General features: G+C 68.5%; 18 protein-coding genes. 11 read left to right on the top strand and 7 right to left on the bottom strand.

Annotation, left to right across the window (positions count from 1 at the left end; all coding sequences use genetic code 11):
* Window positions 1-3: 3 nt before the first annotated feature.
* A complete protein-coding gene (glmU, locus tag QQK83_RS10725; RefSeq protein WP_284264116.1) occupies window positions 4-1,344 on the bottom strand; it encodes a bifunctional UDP-N-acetylglucosamine diphosphorylase/glucosamine-1-phosphate N-acetyltransferase GlmU in 1,341 nt (446 codons plus the stop codon).
* A gap of 154 nt (window positions 1,345-1,498) precedes the next feature.
* Between glmU and QQK83_RS10720 the strand changes: the two genes are divergently transcribed.
* Together QQK83_RS10720 and QQK83_RS10715 are read left to right on the top strand one after the other, a co-directional pair.
* Window positions 1,499-2,170 (top strand): HAD-IA family hydrolase, encoded by a 672-nt coding sequence (locus tag QQK83_RS10720; RefSeq protein ID WP_284264114.1) that lies wholly within the window; start codon window positions 1,499-1,501, stop codon window positions 2,168-2,170.
* Between the two features lie 41 nt (window positions 2,171-2,211).
* On the top strand, window positions 2,212-3,420 hold the full coding sequence (locus QQK83_RS10715) for a DegT/DnrJ/EryC1/StrS family aminotransferase (protein WP_284264112.1): 1,209 nt from the start codon (window positions 2,212-2,214) through the stop codon (window positions 3,418-3,420).
* 75 nt (window positions 3,421-3,495) lie between these two features.
* Here the strand turns inward: QQK83_RS10715 and QQK83_RS10710 are convergent, their stop codons facing one another.
* Complete coding sequence (locus QQK83_RS10710) at window positions 3,496-5,139, bottom strand: CTP synthase (RefSeq protein WP_284264110.1); 1,644 nt, start codon at window positions 5,137-5,139, stop codon at window positions 3,496-3,498.
* A 167-nt stretch (window positions 5,140-5,306) separates the two neighbouring features.
* Window positions 5,307-5,672, bottom strand: coding sequence for a preprotein translocase subunit SecG (gene secG / locus QQK83_RS10705; RefSeq protein ID WP_284264108.1), 366 nt, complete (start codon window positions 5,670-5,672; stop codon window positions 5,307-5,309).
* 315 nt (window positions 5,673-5,987) lie between these two features.
* Between secG and QQK83_RS10700 the strand changes: the two genes are divergently transcribed.
* Both QQK83_RS10700 and QQK83_RS10695 read left to right on the top strand, forming a co-directional pair.
* Window positions 5,988-7,283: an adenylosuccinate synthase gene (locus QQK83_RS10700; protein ID WP_284264106.1), complete on the top strand. Its 1,296-nt coding sequence runs from the start codon at window positions 5,988-5,990 to the stop codon at window positions 7,281-7,283.
* A 27-nt stretch (window positions 7,284-7,310) separates the two neighbouring features.
* On the top strand, window positions 7,311-7,538 hold the full coding sequence (locus QQK83_RS10695; RefSeq protein ID WP_284264104.1) for a DUF2842 domain-containing protein: 228 nt from the start codon (window positions 7,311-7,313) through the stop codon (window positions 7,536-7,538).
* A gap of 58 nt (window positions 7,539-7,596) precedes the next feature.
* Here the strand turns inward: QQK83_RS10695 and QQK83_RS10690 are convergent, their stop codons facing one another.
* Window positions 7,597-9,504: a hypothetical protein gene (locus QQK83_RS10690; RefSeq protein ID WP_284264102.1), complete on the bottom strand. Its 1,908-nt coding sequence runs from the start codon at window positions 9,502-9,504 to the stop codon at window positions 7,597-7,599.
* Between the two features lie 122 nt (window positions 9,505-9,626).
* Between QQK83_RS10690 and QQK83_RS10685 the strand changes: the two genes are divergently transcribed.
* The 7 genes from QQK83_RS10685 (at window position 9,627) to QQK83_RS10655 (ending at window position 16,847) form a co-directional block, all read left to right on the top strand.
* Window positions 9,627-10,334, top strand: coding sequence for a thiamine diphosphokinase (locus tag QQK83_RS10685; protein WP_284264100.1), 708 nt, complete (start codon window positions 9,627-9,629; stop codon window positions 10,332-10,334).
* A gap of 38 nt (window positions 10,335-10,372) precedes the next feature.
* Window positions 10,373-11,161 (top strand): ribose-5-phosphate isomerase RpiA, encoded by a 789-nt coding sequence (gene rpiA / locus QQK83_RS10680; RefSeq protein WP_284264098.1) that lies wholly within the window; start codon window positions 10,373-10,375, stop codon window positions 11,159-11,161.
* A gap of 111 nt (window positions 11,162-11,272) precedes the next feature.
* On the top strand, window positions 11,273-12,715 hold the full coding sequence (locus tag QQK83_RS10675; protein ID WP_284264096.1) for an FAD-dependent oxidoreductase: 1,443 nt from the start codon (window positions 11,273-11,275) through the stop codon (window positions 12,713-12,715).
* A gap of 107 nt (window positions 12,716-12,822) precedes the next feature.
* Window positions 12,823-14,019: an FtsH protease activity modulator HflK gene (gene hflK, locus QQK83_RS10670; RefSeq protein ID WP_284264094.1), complete on the top strand. Its 1,197-nt coding sequence runs from the start codon at window positions 12,823-12,825 to the stop codon at window positions 14,017-14,019.
* Window positions 14,019-14,909: a protease modulator HflC gene (hflC, locus tag QQK83_RS10665; protein ID WP_284264092.1), complete on the top strand. Its 891-nt coding sequence runs from the start codon at window positions 14,019-14,021 to the stop codon at window positions 14,907-14,909. The genes hflK and hflC overlap by 1 nt, the downstream gene beginning before the upstream one ends.
* A gap of 13 nt (window positions 14,910-14,922) precedes the next feature.
* Window positions 14,923-15,120, top strand: coding sequence for a DUF2065 domain-containing protein (locus QQK83_RS10660; RefSeq protein ID WP_284264090.1), 198 nt, complete (start codon window positions 14,923-14,925; stop codon window positions 15,118-15,120).
* 323 nt (window positions 15,121-15,443) lie between these two features.
* Window positions 15,444-16,847 carry a Do family serine endopeptidase gene (locus tag QQK83_RS10655; RefSeq protein ID WP_284264136.1) on the top strand — a complete coding sequence of 468 codons (1,404 nt, stop codon included), beginning with the start codon at window positions 15,444-15,446 and terminating at the stop codon, window positions 16,845-16,847.
* A 118-nt stretch (window positions 16,848-16,965) separates the two neighbouring features.
* Here the strand turns inward: QQK83_RS10655 and QQK83_RS10650 are convergent, their stop codons facing one another.
* From QQK83_RS10650 to gloB, 3 genes are all read right to left on the bottom strand, one after another.
* Window positions 16,966-17,922, bottom strand: coding sequence for a M23 family metallopeptidase (locus QQK83_RS10650; RefSeq protein ID WP_284264088.1), 957 nt, complete (start codon window positions 17,920-17,922; stop codon window positions 16,966-16,968).
* Window positions 17,923-18,011: 89 nt separating this feature from the next.
* On the bottom strand, window positions 18,012-20,345 hold the full coding sequence (gene clpA / locus QQK83_RS10645; protein ID WP_284264086.1) for an ATP-dependent Clp protease ATP-binding subunit ClpA: 2,334 nt from the start codon (window positions 20,343-20,345) through the stop codon (window positions 18,012-18,014).
* Window positions 20,346-20,551: 206 nt separating this feature from the next.
* The gene (gene gloB, locus QQK83_RS10640) at window positions 20,552-21,334 is read right to left on the bottom strand and encodes a hydroxyacylglutathione hydrolase (RefSeq protein ID WP_284264084.1); all 783 of its coding nucleotides are present in this window, start codon (window positions 21,332-21,334) and stop codon (window positions 20,552-20,554) included.
* Between the last annotated feature and the right edge of the window lie 47 nt (window positions 21,335-21,381).

Raw genomic sequence — 21,381 nt, 5'->3', positions numbered from 1 at the left:
GGGCTACCCTTTCCTGCCTGCCTTGATCGCGCGCAGCCGCTCCATCAGCCGCACCGCGAGACCGGGCTTGTTCACCTGCTTGGCGCGTCCCAGCGCCAGCGCCCCCTCGGGCACGTCCTCCGTGATGACCGAGCCCGAGGCCGTCATCGCCCGGTCGCCCACCGTGACGGGGGCCACCAGCATCGTGTCCGACCCGATGAAGGCCCCGCGGCCCACGATGGTGCGGTGCTTCATCACGCCGTCGTAGTTGCAGGTGACCGTGCCCGCGCCCACGTTCGTGCCCTCGCCGATCTCGGCATCGCCGATGTAGCTGAGGTGGTTGACCTTGGCGCCTTCGCCGATCTCGGCGGATTTCACCTCGACGAAATTGCCGATGCGGGCGTCATTGCCGATCTTGGCGCCGGGGCGCAGGCGCGCATAGGGGCCGATGACTGCGCCCGCGCTCACATGGCAGCCCTCCAGATGCGAAAACGCGCGGATGCGCGCGCCGCTTTCCACCGTGACCTCGGGGCCGAAGACGACATTCGGCTCGATCTCGGCGTCGCGGCCGACCCAGGTGTCGAGCGCGAAGAAGACCGTCTCGGGGGCCTGCATGGCGACACCCGTCTCGATCATCTCGGCGCGTTTCATCGCCTGGAAGGCCGCTTCCGCCGCGGCCAGTTCCGCGCGGGAGTTGATGCCGAGCGTCTCGGCCTCGGGACACAGGATCGCGGTGGCCGACAGCCCCTCGGCCTGCGCCAGCGCGGGCAGGTCGGTCAGGTAGTATTCCCCCGACGCATTGTCGTTCCCCACGGCGCGCAGGAGCCGCATCATCGTGGCGGCATCGGCGGCCAGAAGGCCCGAGTTGCAGGTCGTCACCGCCAGTTCCCCGGGCGTGGCATCCTTGGCCTCGACGATCCGCTCCAGCCGGTCGCCCTGCAGGATCAGCCGCCCGTAGCGGCCCGGATCGGCGGCCTCGAAGCCCAGCACCACGATGTCATGGGCTGCGCGGGCGGCCTGCATGGTGGTCAGCGTCTCGGCGCGGATGAAGGGCGTGTCGGCGTAAAGCACCAGCGCGTCGCCCTCGAACCCTTCGAGCGCCTCGGCGGCCTGCAACACCGCGTGCCCGGTGCCCAGCTGCTCGGTCTGGCGCACGCAGTTGGCAAAGGGGGCAAGATCGGCCACCGCCGCCTCGACCGCCTCGGCCCCGTGGCCGGTGACGACCACGATCCGGGACGGCTCCAGCGCCGCGCCCGCGGCGAGCGCGTGGGCGATCAAGGGAACGCCGCCCAACGTGTGCAGCGGTTTGGGCCGGTCGGAGTTCATCCGCGTGCCTTGCCCCGCCGCAAGGATGACCAGCGCCATGGGCCGGGGAGTGCCTGTTCCTGCCATTTGTGCCTGCTTTCCCTCTTTTGTTGCCGTTTTACCCCAGACGTGCGGTGGCGCAAGCGCGGGCGGGTTCACTTTGCCCAACGGCCTGTTACAGGGGTCGGCGGAACCCCGCCACCCCGAGGCCCCGATGCGCTGCGTGATTTTCGATCTCGACGGAACCCTTGCCGACACCGCCGGCGACCTGATCGCTGCGGCCAATGCCGCGCTGGGCGTGCTGGGCCATGCCCCGCAACTTCTGATGGGCGCGGACGACGCCACCGCCTTTCGCGGCGGCCGCGCGATGCTGCGGCTGGCCGCTGGACGGCTGGCCCTGCCCGTGTCCGAGGTCGAGGCGATGGTCGAGGCGGGTTATCCCGTGCTGCTCGAGGCCTATGGCGCGGCCATCGACACCCACACGCGGCTCTATCCCGGCGCGATGGAGGCGGTTTATCGCCTGAAAGCCAACGGCATCGCCGTGGGCATCTGCACCAACAAGCCCGCCGGGCTGGCCGAGACGCTGTTGACCCGGCTGGGCATCCGGGGCGAGTTCGCCTCGATGATCGGGGCCGACACCTTGCCCGTGCGCAAGCCCGACCCCGCGCCCCTGCGCGAGGCGATCCTGCAGGCGGGCGGGGCCGAGGGGCGCGCGATCCTGATCGGCGATACGGTGACCGACCGCGAGACGGCGCGCGCCGCCGGGCGGCCCTGCGCGCTGGTGACCTTCGGGCCGACGGGGCGCGCGGTGGCCGATCTGCAGCCCGAGGCGCTGATCGACCATTACGACGGCCTCGACGCGGTGGTCGACCGGCTGATCCCCTGACGGGCATTGACGGCGGGCCTGCGGCGTCCAATTCTCCGCGCATGGAAAAACCCGTGTTCACCGGCAAGTTCACCCAGCAGGAACCGATCCCGGAGGCCGCCATCGAGGCTGCCGTCGCCGTGATGCGTTCGGGCCGCCTGCACCGTTACAACCTCATCGGGGATGAGGAGGGCGAGGTTTCGGCGCTGGAGCGCGAATTTGCCGCCTGCACCGGCGCACGCTTCGCGCTGGCCGTCGCGTCGGGCGGCTACGCCATGGGCTGCGCGCTCAGGGCGCTGGGCGTGGGCCATGGCGACAAGGTGCTGTCGAACGGCTTTACCCTGGCCCCGGTGCCCGGTGCCATCGCCAGCGTGGGCGCCGAGCCGGTCTTCGTCGAGACGACCGAGGCGCTGACCATCGACATCGACGACCTGGCCGCCAAGGCCGAGGCGACGGGCGCGCGCGTTCTGCTTCTCAGCCACATGCGCGGCCATATCTGCGACATGGAGCGGCTGATGGAGGTCGCCGCGGCCCACGGGGTGCAGGTGATCGAGGATTGCGCGCACACGATGGGGGCCGCGTGGAAGGGCGTGCCCTCGGGACGGCACGGGGTGATCGGCTGCTACTCGACCCAGACCTACAAGCACATGAATTCCGGCGAGGGCGGGCTCTTGGTGTCGGACGATCCCGACATCATGGCCCGTGCGATCATGTTGTCGGGTTCCTACATGCTTTTCGGCCGTCACTCTGTGGGCCCTTCTGTGGATAGGTTCGAAAATGTAAAGTACGAGACCCCGAATGTCTCGGGCCGGATGGACCATCTGCGCGCCGCGATCCTGCGTCCGCAGCTGGCTGACCTCGCGGCACAGGTCGCCCGCTGGAACGCGCTCTACCGCACGGTGGAGGAGGGGCTGCGCAACACGCCCGGCCTGTCCGTGATCGAACGACCGCCGCAGGAAAGCATCGTCGGCTCGTCGATCCAGTTCCTGCTGCCGGGCTGGTCGCCCGAGGCGGTGCGTGCGCTTGTCGCCGCCTGCGCGGCGCGGGGGGTGGAACTGAAATGGTTCGGCGCGGCCGAACCGGTCGCCTTCACCTCGCGCTATGACAGCTGGCGCTACGCGCCTGCGCAACGCTTGCCGCGGACCGACGCGATCCTCGCGGGGTTGATCGACATGCGCCTGCCGCTGACCTTTTCCGAGGCCGACGCGCGGCTGATCGCGTCGATCATCAGGGACGAGGTGATGGGCGCACAGGCACAGGCGGCCGAGTAAGGCGGCGTTTTCCTCGAGGAAAACGCTGGAAAACTCGAGTTTTCCAGCCCGGAAAACTGCAGTTTTCCGCCCGCCTCAGACCAGCCGCGAGTTTTCCTTCGCGGCGCGCACGAAATCGCGGAACAGCGGGTGGGGCGCAAAGGGCTTCGACTTCAGTTCCGGGTGGAACTGCACGCCGATGAACCACGGGTGGTCCTCGACCTCGACGATCTCGGGCAGGCGGCCGTCGGGCGACATCCCCGAGAAACACAGGCCCTTGGCCTCCAACGCCTCACGATACTTGATGTCCACCTCGTAGCGGTGGCGGTGCCGTTCCTCGATCGCGGTGGCGCCATAGACCTCGGCCACGCGCGAGCCGGCCTTCAGAACCGCGTCATAGGCCCCCAGTCGCATGGTCCCGCCCTTCGCGTCGGTCTTCTTGCGCGTCACCTTGGCGTTGCCCTGCACCCATTCCTTGAGGTGGTAGACCACCGGCGTGAACCGCTTTTTCCCCGCCTCGTGGTCGAATTCCTCGGAGCCCGCATCGCCCAGGTCGGCGAGGTTGCGCGCCGCCTCGATCACGGCCATCTGCATGCCGAGACAGATGCCGAGATAGGGCACGTTCCGCGTCCGCGCGAACTCGGCGGCCTTGATCTTGCCCTCGGTCCCGCGCTCGCCGAAGCCGCCGGGCACCAGGATCGCGGCGAAGCCCTCGAGATACGGGGCCGGGTCCTCGCGCTCGAAGATCTCGGCGTCGATCCACTCGGCCCGGACCTTCACCCGGTTGGCCATGCCGCCATGGGTCAGCGCCTCGGCGATGGATTTGTAGGCGTCTTCCAGCTGCGTGTATTTGCCCACGATGGCGACGCGCACCTCTCCCTCGGGGTTGTTGATGCGGTCGGCCACGTCCTCCCAGACCGTCAGGTCGGGCTTGGGGGCCGGGCTGATCTGGAAGGCGTCGAGCACCGCCTGGTCCAACCCCTCGCGGTGATAGGCAAGCGGGGCCTCGTAAATCGAGGACAGGTCCTGCGCCGCGATCACCGCGTCGGGCCGCACGTTGCAGAACAGCGCCAGCTTTTCGCGCTCCTTGGCGGGGATCGGCCCCTCGGAGCGGCACACGAGGATGTCGGGCGCAATGCCGATCGAGCGCAGCTCCTTCACCGAGTGCTGCGTCGGCTTGGTCTTCAGCTCGCCCGACGCCTTGATGTAGGGCAGCAGCGTCAGGTGCATGAAGATGCACTGGCCGCGCGGCTTGTCCTGGCTGAACTGGCGGATCGCCTCGAAGAAGGGCAGCCCCTCGATGTCGCCGACGGTGCCGCCGATCTCGCAGAGCATGAAATCGACCTCGTCCTCGCCGATCTTGAGGAAATCCTTGATCTCGTTGGTGACGTGGGGAATCACCTGGATCGTCTTGCCGAGGTAATCGCCGCGGCGTTCCTTTTCGAGCACGTTGGAATAGATCCGGCCGGACGAAACCGAGTCGGTCATCCGCGCCGCGACCCCCGTGAAGCGTTCGTAATGCCCGAGGTCGAGGTCGGTCTCGGCCCCGTCATCGGTCACGAAGACCTCGCCATGCTCGAAGGGCGACATCGTACCGGGATCGACGTTCAGGTAGGGGTCGAGCTTGCGCAGCCGGACGGTGAAGCCGCGGGCCTGCAGAAGCGCGCCGAGCGCGGCCGAGGCCAGACCCTTGCCAAGCGACGAGACCACACCGCCGGTGATGAAAATGTAACGCGCCATGGCTGTATGATCTCCCGTGCCGGGTTTGCCGCAGATGTCCGCGGCCAATGCCCTATCCCTGTGTCACGGGATTTGACAATAACCGGATTCGCCTTGTTGCCGCAAGGCAATCGGCTACATGATGTTGAGTGAGCGGGTCAAAAACCCCAGATATGCGCGCTTTCCGCTCAGTCTGCGCGCGGCGGCAGCGCCGGGGCGTCGCCCGAGACGGGCGGCAGAAGGTCCGAGGCCGGCGGCAGGGCCGGTGCATCCGCGGGGGCCTCGTCGGTGGCGGCCCCCGTGCCGATCCGGTCGAGCACCGAAGACCCGGCCGAGTTTTGCGCCGCGATGATCGTCAGCGTGATCGACGTGGCCAGAAAGGCGATGGCGAAAGCCCAGGTCAGCTTGCCCAGCGCCGTCGCGGCCTGCCGCCCCGTCATCACGCCGCCACCGCCGCCCATGCCGAGGCCGCCCCCTTCGGAACGCTGCAGCAGAACCACGCCGATCAGGCAGATGGCGAGGATGAGATGGACGACGAGAATGACGTTTTCCATGGGCAGGGTCCCTTTTCGAGGCCGGGCTCGGATTTGCGCCTACTTAGGAGATGCGGCATGCCGCCGCAAGACCAACTGGTGCAACTTTAACGTGAATCGCCTCGGCGCATGCAAGCTCTTTTGCGTTGGCGGGCGGTCGTTTCGTGATCTGCACACCGATGTATACCGATTTCCCGCCAGATCAGCGCCGGCCCGGCGTCGGGGTGCGAATTGCGGCGGCGTGTCGCACGGGGCGCGCGCCTCGGCGAGTCTGCGCTTTCAACCGCGCGCCGCGCCCGCTATAGCCGCTCCGGGCTGCAAATCGGAGGATCCGCCATGGCCAATGTCGTCGTCGTCGGCGCCCAGTGGGGCGACGAAGGGAAAGGCAAGATCGTCGATTGGTTGAGCGAGCGCGCCGACGTGATCGCGCGCTTCCAGGGTGGGCACAACGCCGGCCACACGCTCGTGATCGACGGGGCGGTCTACAAGCTGCACGCGCTGCCCTCGGGCGTGGTGCGGGGCAACAAGCTCTCGGTCATCGGCAATGGCGTCGTGCTCGACCCCTGGCACCTGCTGGGCGAGATCGAGACGATCCGCGCGCAGGGGGTGCAGATCACCCCCGAGACGCTGATGATCGCCGAGAACACGCCGCTGATCCTGCCCATCCACGGCGAGTTGGACCGCGCCCGCGAGGAGGCCGCGAGCCCTGGCGCCAAGATCGGCACCACCGGCCGCGGCATCGGCCCGGCCTACGAGGACAAGGTCGGTCGCCGCTCCGTCCGCGTCGCGGACCTTGCCGATGACGCGACGCTCGAGGCGCGGGTGGACCGCGCGCTCACGCATCACAACGCCCTGCGCAAGGGCCTCGGCATCGCCGAGGTCGACCGCGCCGCGCTGATCGCCCAGCTGAAAGAGGTGGCGCCGCAGATCCTGCAATACGCAGGCCCCGTCTGGAAGGTGATGACCGAGAAGCGCAAGGCCGGCAAACGCATCCTCTTCGAGGGGGCGCAGGGCGCGCTTCTGGACATCGACTTCGGCACCTATCCCTTCGTCACCTCCTCGAACGTGATCGCGGGGCAGGCGGCGACGGGCGTCGGCATCGGGCCGGGCGCCATCGACTACGTGCTGGGCATCGTGAAGGCCTACACCACCCGCGTGGGCGAGGGGCCGTTTCCGACCGAGTTGCATGACGCCGACGGCCAGCGCCTTGGCGAGCGGGGCCACGAGTTCGGGACCACCACGGGCCGCAAGCGGCGCTGCGGCTGGTTCGATGCCTGCCTCGTGCGGCAGACCTGCGCCACCTCTGGTGTGAAGGGGATCGCGCTGACCAAGCTCGACGTGCTCGACGGGTTCGAGACGCTGAAGATCTGCGTGGGCTACGACCTCGACGGCCAGCGCCTCGACTACCTGCCGACGGCGGCGGACCAACAGGCGCGTTGCACGCCGATCTACGAGGAAATGCCGGGCTGGTCCGCCTCCACCGAGGGCGCGCGCAGCTGGGCCGACCTTCCGGGCGAGGCGGTGAAATACGTGCGCCGCATCGAGGAGTTGATCGAGTGCCCGGTGGCCCTACTCTCCACCTCGCCCGAGCGGGAGGACACGATCCTCGTGACCGACCCGTTCGCCGACTGACACCTGACCAACCCGAAAGGGATCGCCATGGCGCTCAGCTACAAGACCCGGCGACGGCTGTCGCTGGCGTTTCTCTTCTTTGGCCTGCCGGCCTACATCGCGCTTGCGTGGTGGATCATGAGCCTGTTCGAGCGTCCTTCGCTCTGGGTCGAACTGGCGATCTACACGGTGCTGGGCGTGATCTGGGCCTTCCCGCTCAAGGCCGTGTTCAAGGGGGTGGGTCAGGCCGACCCGGACGCACGGCCGGACGACTGATCCCGCCACTGACCCCGCAACGCGCCATCGCCCCCGCCGAGGGGGCAGACCGTCCCGGTCAGCCCTCGTGCGGGCCTGCGCCCAACCGGAACACGCCGCGCGCCACGCGCTCGACCCGGCCGCTCCGCAGCAGCGTGCTGAAGGCCTCGAACATGTCGTCGCGGTCGATCGAGTTGTCGGTCGCGTCTGCGATCATGCGAAACAGCGTGGGGCGGTCGAACACCTCCGACCCGAACTCCGCCGTGGCATAGACCGCCGCCAGTTCGACCACGTCCTCGATCTCCACCGCGTCGCTCTGCTCGAGGCGCAGGGCGAAGCGTTCGCTATGGGTCAGGGCAATCTCGTCGTCGGCGTGGGGCAAGCCCGCGGGGGCGGCTTCGGGTGCCGGGATCGCCTGTGGCTCTGCCTCGGTGGCCGCGCTCCTGCCTTCGGCGGGGGCGGTCGCGCCGTCCTCGGCAACCGCGGTTCCGCGGCCAAGGCTCATGATCAGCCCGGCGCGCTGCGCGAGCTGCGCAAGGCTGTTGGCCGTCTTGCGCGGCGCGGCCTCGGCGGGCGGCGTGGCCTTCTCGGCCGTGGTCGCGTCCGCGGCAAGCTGCAGCGGCGCAGCGCCTTCGCCACTGGTCACGCGGCGGGGCTGGACCGGGGCGCGGGGCGTCTCGGGCATGTCGTCGATGCGTTGTTCCGACACCAGCACGAGCGGCGTTGCGCGGGCCTCGCCGCGGCGGCGGGTGACATCGACCCGGACGCGGCGTGGACGCATGACCTGTGCAAGGTCCTCGCGGTAATCGGCGGTCGCGTCTTCCTGCGCGTCGGCGTCCTCGGGCGACAGGTGCCGCTCGGCGGTCCGGGCCGCGACCGCGGCCTTGAGATGCTCGATATTGGCCCGGCGGCGCGTGGTGTCGGCATGCGACAGCCGGTCCTCGGTGGCGGTGAACAGGCGGTCGGCGTCCTCGACCTGCGACAGGCGCAAGGGACCATCGCCACCTTCGGAGACCTGCGGGGAAGGCGGCGCGGTCTCCCCGGCAATCGGGGCGTCTGCCTCCCGCGCCGAGGGCGCGCCGCTTGCGGCGGCGATGACTGCCGAGAGGGTCGCATCCTCCTCCGTCTCAGCGGCGGGCGCTGCGGGCACGGCGGGTGCGGCCTCGGCCGACCGGTCGTCGCCGTCGTCGTCCTCATCCTCGTCCAGGGCATCCGGCGCGCCCATGGCGCTGCGCCGGATCATGGCCAGCCTTTCGGCCACCGAAACGCCGTCAAGCGGCGTGGTCGATGCGAAATAGCTGCTTTCGTCGAGGTCGGGGGCCTGCTCCTCGGCTTCGGCGAAGAACGCCGCGGGCAGGGTGTCGGCGTCGTCCTCTTGCTCGCGCCCGGTCCGGTCGTCCTGCGGCGCAAGCTCGGGCGCGGCCACCGGCCCGGCATCGGCTGCGACATCGGGCGTCTCGGCCAGCGCCGCGGCAACCGCGGCCAGCGTGTCGGTGCCGTCACCGACCTCGGCGATTGTCTCCTGCGGGGCCTCGTCCGCGTCGGTCTCTTCCGTGGCTTCGGTCGGCGCAGCGGGCTCGTCGGCCACGGCAGTCCGCACAGGGGCCTCGGCTTCGGCCTCGGCTTCGGGCTCGGCCTCGGGCGGCGTGACGTCCTCTTCCTCCGGCGCGATGTCGCGCGGCGCGGCGGCTTCGGACGCCACCGGCTCTGCAACCGCGTCCGCGCTTTCCTCACCATATTGGCGCAGCAACAGGCCGCTTTCCAGGATGCGCGCATCCACCCGGCGCTGGATCGCCGCCTCGGTGATGCGGTGCAGCATCTCGGTGTCCGGCGTCGGAGGCTCGGCCCCAAAATACCTGTCCTCGGCGGCGAGGTCGCGGAAATACTCCGCGATGGCCTTCATCGCCTCGAACGGCTTGTCGAAGCCCTCGAGGGTGCAGGAAAAGGTGCCGTAGGACACCGTCAAAATCTTGTTCGCGTCGCTCATGGGTCTCTATCGCTCTGCTCGACCGGACGTGTCCGATTTTTTAATGATTGCATTCGTTCTTCCAAAGTGATTCCGCGAAAACGCGTCATGAATAGGGCGTTTCAAGGGAGATAATGCTGAACATGGGCAACAATGTGACGCGCTTCGAGGCAGGGGAGGGGGTGACCCTGCTGGGCGGCGGCACGCTGGGCGCGGGGGATCTTGCGCTTGCCCTGTCGCTGGCCCCCCGCCTTGTCGCAGCCGACGGGGGCGCTGCGAGGGCCCTCGCCGAAGGTCATATGCCCGAGGCGGTCTATGGCGACATGGACAGCCTCGGCCCCGAGGCGATGGCGCGCATCCCCGCCGAGCGGCTGCATGTCATCGCCGAGCAGGAGACGACGGATTTCGACAAGGCGCTGCGCCATGTCGTGGCCCCCGTGATCCTTGCGGTGGGCTTCACCGGCGCGCGCATCGACCACGAGCTTGCGGTCTACCACGTCCTTGCCGCCCGCCCCGACGCGCGCTGCATCGTGCTGGGCGTGGCCGATATCGTGCTCCATGCGCCGCCCCGCCTGCGGCTGGACCTGCCCGCGCAGACGCGCGTGTCGATCTTTCCGCTGGCGCCGGTGACCGGGCGCAGCCGCGGGCTGGACTGGCCCATCGACGGCCTCCGGCTCGACCCGCTGGGGCGCATCGGCACCTCGAACCGCAGCACGGGGGCACAGGTCGAACTGTGCTTCGACGCGCCCGGCGCGCTGCTGATCCTGCCGCGCGATCACCTGGCCGCGGCCCGTGACGCCGTGGCGGCGGCGTCAGTTTGGTCTCGCCCCGCGCGCACGGCTTCGCTATGACGTAGAAAATACCAGTGCTTAAGGAGACGAGCCGCGCCATGACCGCCGAGCTTTCCCCCATCGACAAGGCGAAATACGTCGCCGCCCGCCGCGCCGTCGAATTCGTCGAGGACGGCATGCGCGTCGGCCTCGGCACCGGCTCGACCGCCGCCTGGATGGTGCGCTGCCTCGGCGAGATGGTCCGCGAGGACGGCATGAAGATCACCGGCGTGGCCACCTCGGCCCGCACCGCGCAACTGGCGGCCGAGGTCGGCGTGCCGATCAAGACGCTGGACGAGGTGCGCTGGCTCGACCTGACCATCGACGGGGCCGACGAGTATGACCCGAACCTCAACCTGATCAAGGGCGGCGGCGGCGCGCTGCTGCATGAAAAGATCGTGGCGACCGCGTCCGACCAGATGGTCGTGATCGCGGACCTGTCCAAGCAGGTCGACACGCTGGGCAACTTTCCCCTTCCGGTCGAGGTGATCCCCTTCGGCTGGCAGACCACCAAGGCGCTGATCGAGGAAATGCTGTCGAACGTCGACGTGATGGGCCGCTCGGCCAGCCTGCGGCTGAACGGGGCCGACCCGTTCCGCACGGACGAGGGCAATTTCATCCTCGACCTGCACCTGCGCCGCATCGCCAACCCCACGCAGCTCAGCCTCGTGCTCAACCAGATCCCCGGCGTGGTCGAGAACGGGCTGTTCCTCGACATCTGCGACGTGCTGGTGATCGGCAACGGCGACGGCACGGTCGAGGTGCGCGACATCAACAACGGCACCGTCGAGCATGAGCGCATCGACATCACCGATACCGAGAACCTCTTCGCCGACAGCGCCGACTGACCGCACCGTCCCCGCGCAGGCCGCAACCGCCGCGACAGGACGCGGTCTGGCATCGGGGGCCTGTCCGTGAAATACCGGGGCCGCACTTCAGAAGCGGACGGCAGGGCAGAGATGGCGGATTTCGACTATGACCTCTTCGTGATCGGCGGCGGATCGGGGGGCGTGCGCGCGGCCCGTGTCGCTGCGGCGACCGGCGCAAAGGTTGCGCTGGCCGAGGACAGCCGCCTTGGCGGCACCTGCGTGATCCGCGGTTGCGTTCCGAAAAAGCTGATGGTCTTCGCCAGCGAATACAGCGAGATCTTCTCCGACGCCCGCGCCTATGGCTGGGACATCCACGAGGGCAGTTTCGACTGGGGCCGCTTCGCGGGCCAGCTCAACACCGAGCTTGACCGGCTGGAAGGCGTCTACCGCGGCCTGCTCGAGGGATCGAATGTCGAGATCTTCGACCAGCGCGCCAAGCTTGCCGGCACCCATGAGGTGCGGCTTTCGGACGGCAGCACGAGATCAGCCAAGCACATCCTGATCGCCACCGGCGGCCACCCGGTGCGCCCCGAGATGCCGAACGCGCATCTGGGCATGGTGTCGGACGACATCTTCCACATGGAGAGCCTGCCCAGGTCGATCCTGATCGTCGGGGGCGGCTATATCGCCTGCGAGTTCGCCTGCATCCTGCACGGCCTCGGCGTCGAGGTGACGCAATTCTACCGCGGTGCGCAGATCCTGCGCGGCTTCGACGAAGAGGCCCGCGGCCTCATCGCCGACCAGATGCAGGAGCGCGGCATCGACCTGCATCTGGGAACCAACATCGTCGAGATGTGCCCCGCCGATGCCGAGCGCCCCGAGGGGCCCGCGGGCGAGGGGCTGGGCGCACCGGTCTCCGAGCCGCGCCCCGATGCCGAGGGCGGCAGCGCCGGGCCGGTCTGGGTCAAGGCCTCGAACGGGATGGCGCGCAGCTTCGACGCCGTCCTGTTCGCCACCGGCCGCGCGCCCAACACGCGCGACATGGGGCTGGAGGAGGTGGGCGTGACACTCGGCCGCCGCGGCGAGATCGTGGTGGATGACTTCAGCCAGACCGCCGTGCCCTCGATCTACGCGATCGGCGATGTCACCGACCGGGTGAACCTGACGCCGGTGGCGATCCGCGAGGGGATGGCCTTCGTCGAGACGGTGTTCAAGGGCAACCCCACGCCCGTCGATCACGAGCTGATCCCCTCGGCGGTCTTCACCCAGCCCGAGTTCGGCACCATTGGCCTGTCCGAGGAAGAGGCCCGCGACCGCGAGCCGGTCGAGATCTACTGCACCTCGTTCCGGCCGATGCAGACGGCCTTTGCCGGGCGGCCCGACCGGGTGATGATGAAGCTGGTGGTCTCCAAGGAAACCCGCCGCGTGCTGGGCTGTCATATCGTCGCGCCCCATGCGGGCGAGATGATCCAGCTGGCGGGCATCGCGGTCAAGATGGGCGCGACGAAAGAGGATTTCGACCGCACCGTCGCGGTGCATCCGACCATGTCCGAAGAGCTGGTGACGATGAAATCCCCCGTGCGAAGCGCGTGATGCGCCTTGATCTCGGGGGAAAAACGCACAGCTTGGCGTGAAACCGGGGCATGAGTGCCCCATATGTGACAAGACAGACGTTTTGCAGTTGAGGGGAACGACGATCGATGGCTGGCAATAGTGGCGGACCCTGGGGCGGCGGTGGCGGCTCCGGCGGCGGGGGCGGAGGCAACCGCGGCAACAACGGGTCGGGCGGACCGGGCGGGCGACGCCCCGGCGGCCCCGACCAGCAGATCCCGGAACTAGACGAGATCGTCCGCAAGGGCCAGGAACAGCTGCGCGTCCTGATGGGCGGCCGTGGCGGCCGCAACGGCGGGCCCGGCGGTGGCGGCGGTGGTGGTGGCGACCTGCCGGTCAGCCCGCGCACCCTGACGCTGGTGGGCATCGCGGCAGCCCTCCTGTTCTGGGGATACCAGTCCTTCTACACCGTCCGGCCGGAAGAGCAGTCGGTCGAACTGTTCCTCGGCGAGTTCTCGTCGGTGGGCAATCCGGGCCTGAACTTCGCGCCCTGGCCCGTCATGACCGCCGAGGTGGTCAACGTGACCTCCGAACGGACCGAGGATATCGGCGATATCGTGTCCAACCGCGTCGGTGGTTCCACCGGCCTGATGCTGACGACCGACGCCAATATCGTCGACATCGACTTCCAGGTGGTCTGGAACATCAACGACCCGGCGAAATTCCTGTTCAACCTGCGCGACGGGCGCGACACGGTCCGTGCCGTGGCCGAGGCCACGATGCGCGAGATCATCGCCCAGACCGAGCTGGCGCCGATCCTCAACCGCGACCGAGGCCTGATCGCCGACGGCGTGCGCGAGGGCATCCAATCCACGCTCGACAGCTATGAAAGCGGCATCACGATCATTCGTGTGAACCTCGACCGGGCCGATCCGCCGGCCGAAGTGATCGACGCCTTCCGCGCGGTGCAGGCCGCCGAACAGGAGCGTGACCGCCTCGAACGGCAGGCCGACGCCTATGCCAACCGCGTTCTCGCAGGGGCCCGCGGTGAAGCCGCGCAGGTCCTCGAAGAGGCCGAGGCCTATCGCGCGCAGGTCGTCAACGAGGCCGAGGGTGAGGCAAGCCGCTTCCTTGCGGTTCTCGCCGAATATGACGATGCGCCCGAGGTCACGCGCCGCCGTCTCTATCTCGAGACGATGGAGCGGGTGCTGGGCGACGTGGATCTCGTGATCCTCGACCAGAACGGCAATGGCGGCCAGCAAGGCGTCGTGCCCTACCTGCCGCTCGACCAGTTGCGCCGCAACCAGGGCAACACCTCGACCGTCACGACCGGGAGTTCGAACTGATGCGCCGTATCACCTATCTCATTCCCGTCGTCGTGCTCGGCGTGGCTGTCCTGCTGAGCTCGATCTTCGTGGTCGACGAACGCCAGCGCGCGCTGGTGCTGCAATTCGGCCAGATCCGCCAGGTGATCGAAGAGCCTGGCCTGAACTTCAAGATCCCGTTCATCCAGGAGGTCGTCTATTACGACTCGCGTATCCTCGCGCTCGATACCGAGACGATCGAGGTGACGCCCTCGGACGACCGCCGCCTCGTGGTCGATGCCTTCGCCCGTTACCGGATCGCCGACGTGGTCCGCTTCCGGCAGGCCGTCGGCGTGGGGGGGCTGCGCGCCGCCGAGGATCGCCTGTCCTCGATCCTCAACGCGCAGATCCGCGAAACGCTGGGTGCGGGCGGTGTCACCTCCGACACGATCCTGTCGCCCGAGCGCGTTGATCTCGCCACCAATATCCGCAACGGCGCGCGCACCAGCGCGCTGGCCCTCGGGCTCGACATTCTCGACGTCCGGCTGAAGCAGACCAACCTGCCTGCTCAGAACCTCGAGGCGACCTACGCACGTATGCGCGCCGAGCGGGAACGCGAAGCTGCCGACGAGATCGCCCGCGGTGAGGAAGCCGCGCAGCGCGTGCGCGCCCAGGCCGACCGGACCGTGGTCGAGCTGGTGTCCGAGGCGCGCCGCGAGGCCGAGATCACCCGAGGCGAGGCCGATGCCGAACGCAACCGCACCTTCGCCGAAGCCTTCGGCCAGGACCCGGAGTTCTTCGAGTTCTACCGCTCGATGACCGCCTACGAGCGCGCGCTGCGGCGGCAGAACTCGACCATGGTCATCTCGCCCGACAGCGAATTCTTCGAATACCTGTCGGGTGCCGGTGGCGCAGGGCCCTCCGGTCGGTGACGGGGGCGCCGCAATGCTCCTGATCCTCGTTCTGGGTCTGGGAATGGTTCTCGTGATCGAGGGGCTGGTGTTCGCACTGGCCCCTTCGCGTCTGGAGGACCTGTTGAAGCTCATGCAATCCATCCCGGTGGAAACCCGCCGCCTGATCGGGCTGGGCGCGATGACGCTCGGGGCGGTGCTGGTGTCCTTCGCGGTGTCCGCCGGTCTGTGATCCACGCTGTCGGGCGCGTCCATTACGGCCTGCGCTGGCGTTTGCCCGGGATCGCGTTACCTTGTGTCACGACGATGTGACGCGCGCGGCCGTGCCAGGCGCAGGATCCGGCATTGATCCGGGGGGCTCGCGGCCAAATATGTGATGGGAGAGGGCCGCGCAGCAGCGGCCCGCCAATGGCTTGGACAGGAGGGAAGTTCGTGACGATCCAACAGGCCCGATACATCACCGAGCGCCGCGCCGTGCCCGCGCGGGTCGCAACGCGCGCCGCCGCCAGCGGCCCGGCGCTCTACCGCCTTGCGACGGCGGCATTGATCTCCGCGATGGTGATCCTCGCCACCGTGACCACGGCGCAGCAGGCCCGCGCGCAATCCGCGCCGCCCGCGACCTTTGCCGATCTCGTCGACCAGGTCGGCGACTCGGTCGTGAACATCACCACCTCGGCCATCGTGGCCGGACGCCAGGGCGGCCCCGCCCCGATGGTGCCCGAGGGCTCGCCGCTCGAGGATTTCTTCAATGAGTTCCTCGACCGTCAGAACCCCGAGCGCGCGCCGCGTCGCAGCCAGGCGCTTGGTTCGGGCTTCGTCATCTCCGAGGACGGGTTCATCGTCACGAACAACCACGTCATCGAGGGTGCCGACGAGATCGTCATCGAGTTCCGCGCCGGCTTCGAGTTGGAGGCCGAGATCATCGGCACCGACCCCAACACCGACATCGCGCTTCTGAAGGTCGAGGCGGACGCGCCGCTGCCCTTCGTTCCCTTCGGCGACAGCGAGGCGATGCGCGTGGGTGACTGGGTCATGGCCATGGGCAACCCGCTGGGGCAGGGGTTCTCCGTGTCCGTGGGGATTGTCTCGGCCTCGGGCCGGGCGCTCTCGGGCACCTATGACGACTACATCCAGACCGACGCCGCCATCAACCGCGGCAACTCGGGCGGCCCGCTGTTCAACCTCGACGGCGAGGTGATCGGCGTCAACACCGCGATCCTGTCGCCCACCGGCGGCTCGATCGGGATCGGCTTCGCCATGTCCTCGGCGGTGGTGACCAACGTGGTCGACCAGCTGCGCGAGTTCGGCGAGACCCGCCGCGGCTGGCTCGGCGTCCGCATCCAGGACGTCAGCGCCGACATTGCCGAGGGGCTCGGCCTTGCCGAAGCCCGTGGCGCGCTGGTGACGGACGTGCCCGACGGCCCCGCCGCCGAGGGCGGCGTCGAGGTGGGCGACGTGATCCTGTCGCTCGACGGCGAAGACATCGCCGACACCCGCGAGCTTGTCCGCGTCGTGGGCGACAGCGCCGAGGGGCAGACCGTGCGCCTGCTGGTGTTCCGCGACGGTGACACGCGCACGCTGCGGGTGACGCTGGGACGCCGCGAAACCGCCGAGGGGATCGGCGCCACCACGCCGGACGGCGCCCCGGTCGCGCCCGTCTCCTCCGAGGTGCTGGGCATGGAGCTGGTGCCGCTCACCGACGAGCTGCGCGACAGCCTCGGCGCGCAAGGCATCGCGGGCGGGCTGGTGATCGAGGCGGTCGACCCCGCTTCGGATGCCGCGGCCAAGGGGCTGCAGCCCGGCGACGTCATCACCGAGGTCGCGCAGCAAGCGGTGGACAGCGTCGGGGATTTCCGCGAGCGCGTCGAGACGGCGACGGAGAACGGGCAGAAATCCATCCTTCTGCTGATCCGCCGCGGCGGCAATCCACGCTTCGTGGCCCTCGCCCTCGGCGACTGACGGCAGCCACGCGCGATATCTCCCGGACCCCCGTGCCCCAGCGCGGGTGTCTTTTCATGCCGGACAGGGTGCGCGCCACATGGGGGCGCAAGATCGCCATGCGTGGCGGCATCACTCCCTAGTCGACCGGAACCGTGACCGTCAGGCTGTCCACGACCTGCCCGTCGCGGATCAACGTCACCGTGCCGGTGTAATCGCCCGGCGGGATCGCGCCGCGAACGCGCCGTCCCGAGGCGCGGAAAAGCTGCGCCTGCGTGCGGTCGAGCGTGACCTCCTGCGCGTGAAACGCCGCGCCGCGCGCGTCGGTGATCGCCAGCTGCAGCACATCACCCGCCCGACCGCCATGGACGAAGGCCCAGAGCACGACGGCCGGGCCGGCGGCGTCGAGCCGGTCGGCATCCGCCGTGCCGCTGCGGATCGCCCCGAACTCTGGCACCCCTGGCGCAAAGCCCGCCGACAGGATGCCGCCGCCGGGATTGACCACGGGCTCGGCCCAGAGCGGGGCGGCGCCGGTCGCGCAGGCCGTGGCCTCGCCGGGGTCGAACGGGTCGATCACCGCGCCGTCGCGGCGCAGGATGAATTCGAGATGCGGAAACTCGGTCGCGCCTGAAAACCCGATCAGCCCGAGGGGCGTTCCGGCCTCGACGCGCGTGCCCTGCGCCACGGCGATGGACCCGCGCATCAGGTGGCAATATTGCGTCTCCCACCCGCCCGGATGGGTCAGCACCACGCCGTTGCCGCAGCCCTGCCCCTCGGGGGCGGTGAAGGTGCCGCCATCCGGCACACCGTCCCGAACGGCGCGCACCACGCCCCCGGCGGCGGCAAGCACGCTGACGCCCTGCGCCATCGCCTCGACATCGGCGACCCGGATGTCGGTGCCGCTGTGGCCGTCGTAGCTTTGCGGGCCGCAGTCGAAGGCGCGCGCACCGGGGCCGGGGTCGCGGTCGACGAATTGCTGCAGGAAACAGGTCGCGCCCAGGGTGCAGTCCACGGGAAAGAGCAAAGGCGGCAGGTCCTGCGCGAGGGCGGAGGCAGGCAGGGCGAACGACAGGCACAGGGCACGGGCGATACTCATCATGCGCGCAAGCCTAGCCGGAATGCCGAAAAGGAAAAGGCCCGGATCGCAGGGATCCGGGCCATTTGCCTTGTCGCACGGGCGGCGTGTCAGTCCGCGGTCAGAAGCGGCGGCTTCTTCGAGCCGATCCGGGGGCTGCCCGGTTCCTCGATCCGCAGGTCGATCTTGCCGTCCTTGACGCCGACCTTGACATTGCCGCCCTTGGCCAGCTTGCCGAAGAGCAGTTCCTCGGCCAACGGCTTCTTGATGTGCTCCTGAATCACGCGACCCAGCGGACGTGCGCCCATCTTGTCGTCGTAACCCATGTCGGCCAGCCATTCGGCGGCGGGCCGCGTCAGCTCGATCGTGACGTTGCGGTCCATCAGCTGCGCCTCGAGCTGGAGGACGAACTTTTCGACCACCGAAAGGATCGTCTCCTTGCCGAGCGGCGCGAAGCTGATCACGGCATCCAGGCGGTTGCGGAATTCCGGCGTGAAGGTCCGCTCGATGGCGGCCGTGTCCTCACCCTCGCGGCGGTCGCGGCCAAAGCCGATGGCGGCCTTGGCCTGTTCGGCGGCTCCCGCGTTCGAGGTCATGATCAGGATCACGTTGCGGAAATCCACCTTGCGGCCGTTGTGATCGGTCAGCGTGCCGTGGTCCATCACCTGCAAGAGGATGTTGAACACGTCCGGATGCGCCTTCTCGATCTCGTCGAGCAGGAGGACGCAATGCGGGTGCTGGTCGACCCCGTCGGTCAGCAGACCGCCCTGGTCAAAGCCGACATAGCCCGGCGGTGCGCCGATCAGCCGGGAAACCGCGTGCTTCTCCATGTATTCCGACATGTCGAAGCGCATCAGTTCAACGCCCAGCGTATCGGCAAGCTGCTTGGCGACCTCGGTCTTGCCGACGCCGGTAGGGCCCGCGAACAGGTAGTTGCCGATGGGCTTCTCCGGCTCGCGCAGGCCTGCACGGGCCAGCTTGATCGACGACGACAGCGCCTCGATCGCGGCATTCTGGCCGAAGACGACGCGTTTCAGCGAGACCTCGAGATCCTTCAGCACCTCGGCATCGTCCTTGGAGACGTTCTTGGGCGGGATGCGGGCGATCTTGGCGACGACCTCCTCGATCTCCTTGGCACCGATGGTCTTGCGACGCTTGCTTTCCGCCACGAGATGCTGCGCCGCGCCTGCCTCGTCGATGACGTCGATGGCCTTGTCGGGCAGCTTGCGGTCGTTGATGTAGCGCGCGCTGAGTTCCACGGCCGTCTTGATCGCATCGGCGGTGTATTTCACGCCGTGGTGATCCTCGAAATAGGGCTTCAGGCCCTTGAGGATCTTGACCGCATCCTCGACCGAAGGCTCGTTCACGTCGATCTTCTGGAACCGGCGCGACAGCGCGCGGTCCTTTTCGAAGTGCTGGCGGTATTCCTTGTAGGTGGTCGAGCCCATGCAGCGCAGCTTGCCGCCCTGAAGCGCGGGTTTCAGCAGGTTCGAGGCATCCATCGCCCCCCCGCTGGTGGCACCGGCGCCGATCACCGTGTGGATCTCGTCGATGAACAGGATCGCGTCGGGGTGATCCTCAAGTTCCTTCACCACGGCCTTCAGCCGTTCCTCGAAGTCGCCGCGATAACGCGTGCCCGCCAGAAGCGAACCCATGTCGAGCGAATAGATCGTGGCCCCCTGAAGCACCTCGGGCGTCTCACCCTCGACGATCTTCTTGGCAAGCCCTTCGGCGATGGCGGTCTTGCCCACGCCGGGGTCGCCCACGAGAAGCGGGTTGTTCTTGCGGCGGCGGCACAGCACCTGGATGCAGCGCTGCACTTCGTGGGCGCGCCCGATCAGCGGATCGACATCGCCCTTGGTCGCCTTGGCGTTCAGATCGACGCAGTATTTCGCCAGCGCGGATTCCTTCTGCTCGCCCTCGGCGGCCGAGGCTTTGCCGGTCTGCGCCTCTTCCTCCATGTCGGTGGCACCCGACACCGGACGGCTTTCGCCATAGGATGGATCCTTGGCGACGCCATGGGCGATGAAATTGACCGCGTCATAGCGGGTCATGTCCTGCTCCTGCAGGAAATAGGCGGCGTTGCTCTCGCGCTCGGCGAAGATCGCCACCAGCACGTTGGCCCCGGTCACCTCGGTCCGGCCCGAGGACTGGACGTGGATCGCGGCGCGCTGGATCACGCGCTGGAAGGCGGCGGTCGGCACCGCTTCGGAGCCCTCGACATCGGTCTCGAGCGTCGAGAGGTCATCGTCGATGAAGCTCACGAGGGTCTCGCGCAGCGCCTCGATGTCGACCGAACAGGCAAGCATCACCTTGCGCGCTTCGGGTTCGTCGATCAGCGCAAGCAACAGGTGCTCGAGCGTAGCGAGTTCGTGGCGGCGCGCATTTGCGTTGGCCAGCGCCGCGTGAATGGCCTGCTCTAGGGTAGTCGAAAAAGACGGCACGGACGTGCTCCTTTCCTGTGCATCGGGGCAGGCGGAACCTGTCGCCGATCATGGCCTCTTGGTCTTAAGCTTTGCTTTCTGCGGGCGTGTTTCAAGCAGAAATTCGTCAAGGTCTCGTGTGCGGGTCGTGCCGGGGCCTCTATCCCTTGGCTATTCTTGGGCTCCGGCCGGTCTGCATCATTTTTGTGCATCCGCAGCGGGACACCTCAGAACGCGTCCTTGAGGCTGCGGATACGGGCGAAGACATCGGCGGGGGCCGCGCCCGCCATCTCGAGCTGCGCCGCGATGCCCGGATCGGCCGCGCGCAGGAATGGGTTGGTCGCCAGCTCCTCGGTCAGCGAGGAGGGGACGGTCGGCCGCCCCTCGGCCCGCGCCGCGGCGACCGCGTCACACCGTGATCTAAGTGCCGTGTTGCCCGGTTCAATGGTCAGCGCGAAGCGCGCGTTGGCGGCGGTGTATTCATGGCCCGAGCAGACCAGCGTTGCAGGTGGCAGGGCGGCGAGCTTTTGCAGACTCTCCCACATCTGTCCCGGCGTCCCCTCGAACAGCCGCCCGCACCCCAGCGCCATGAGGCTGTCGGCGGTGAAGACCGCGCCGGCCCCGGGAAAGTGGTAGGCGACATGGCCGACGGTATGGCCCGACACGTCGATGACGTGGCCCTGCAGCGTGCCGATCTCGACCGTATCGCCCTCGGCCAGCGCGTGATCGAGCGGGGGCAGGCGGTGGGCATCGGCGGCAGCCCCCCAGACCCGCGCGCCGGTGGCGCTGCGCAGCGCCTCCACGCCGTCGACGTGGTCCCAATGGTGATGCGTGATCAGGATGTCGGTCAGCTGCCATCCCCGCGCGGCCAGCGTCGCCTCGATCGGGGCGGCCTCGGGCGCGTCGACCAGGGCCGTTCGGCCCGTCGCGGGATCATGCAGCAGGTAGGCGTAATTGTCCTGCAGGCAGGGGATGGTGACGATTTCGGGTCTGGTGCCGGTCTCGGGCATGGAAATCCGTGGTTGCTTGGGTCAAGGTCGGGTGGAGGGCCACCCTG

The organism is Roseicyclus amphidinii (assembly GCF_030163755.1).
GTDB classification, from domain to species: Bacteria; Pseudomonadota; Alphaproteobacteria; order Rhodobacterales; family Rhodobacteraceae; genus Roseicyclus; species Roseicyclus amphidinii.
Note: the sequence above shows the minus strand (reverse complement) of the source record. Positions and strands in the feature narration are given on the sequence as shown.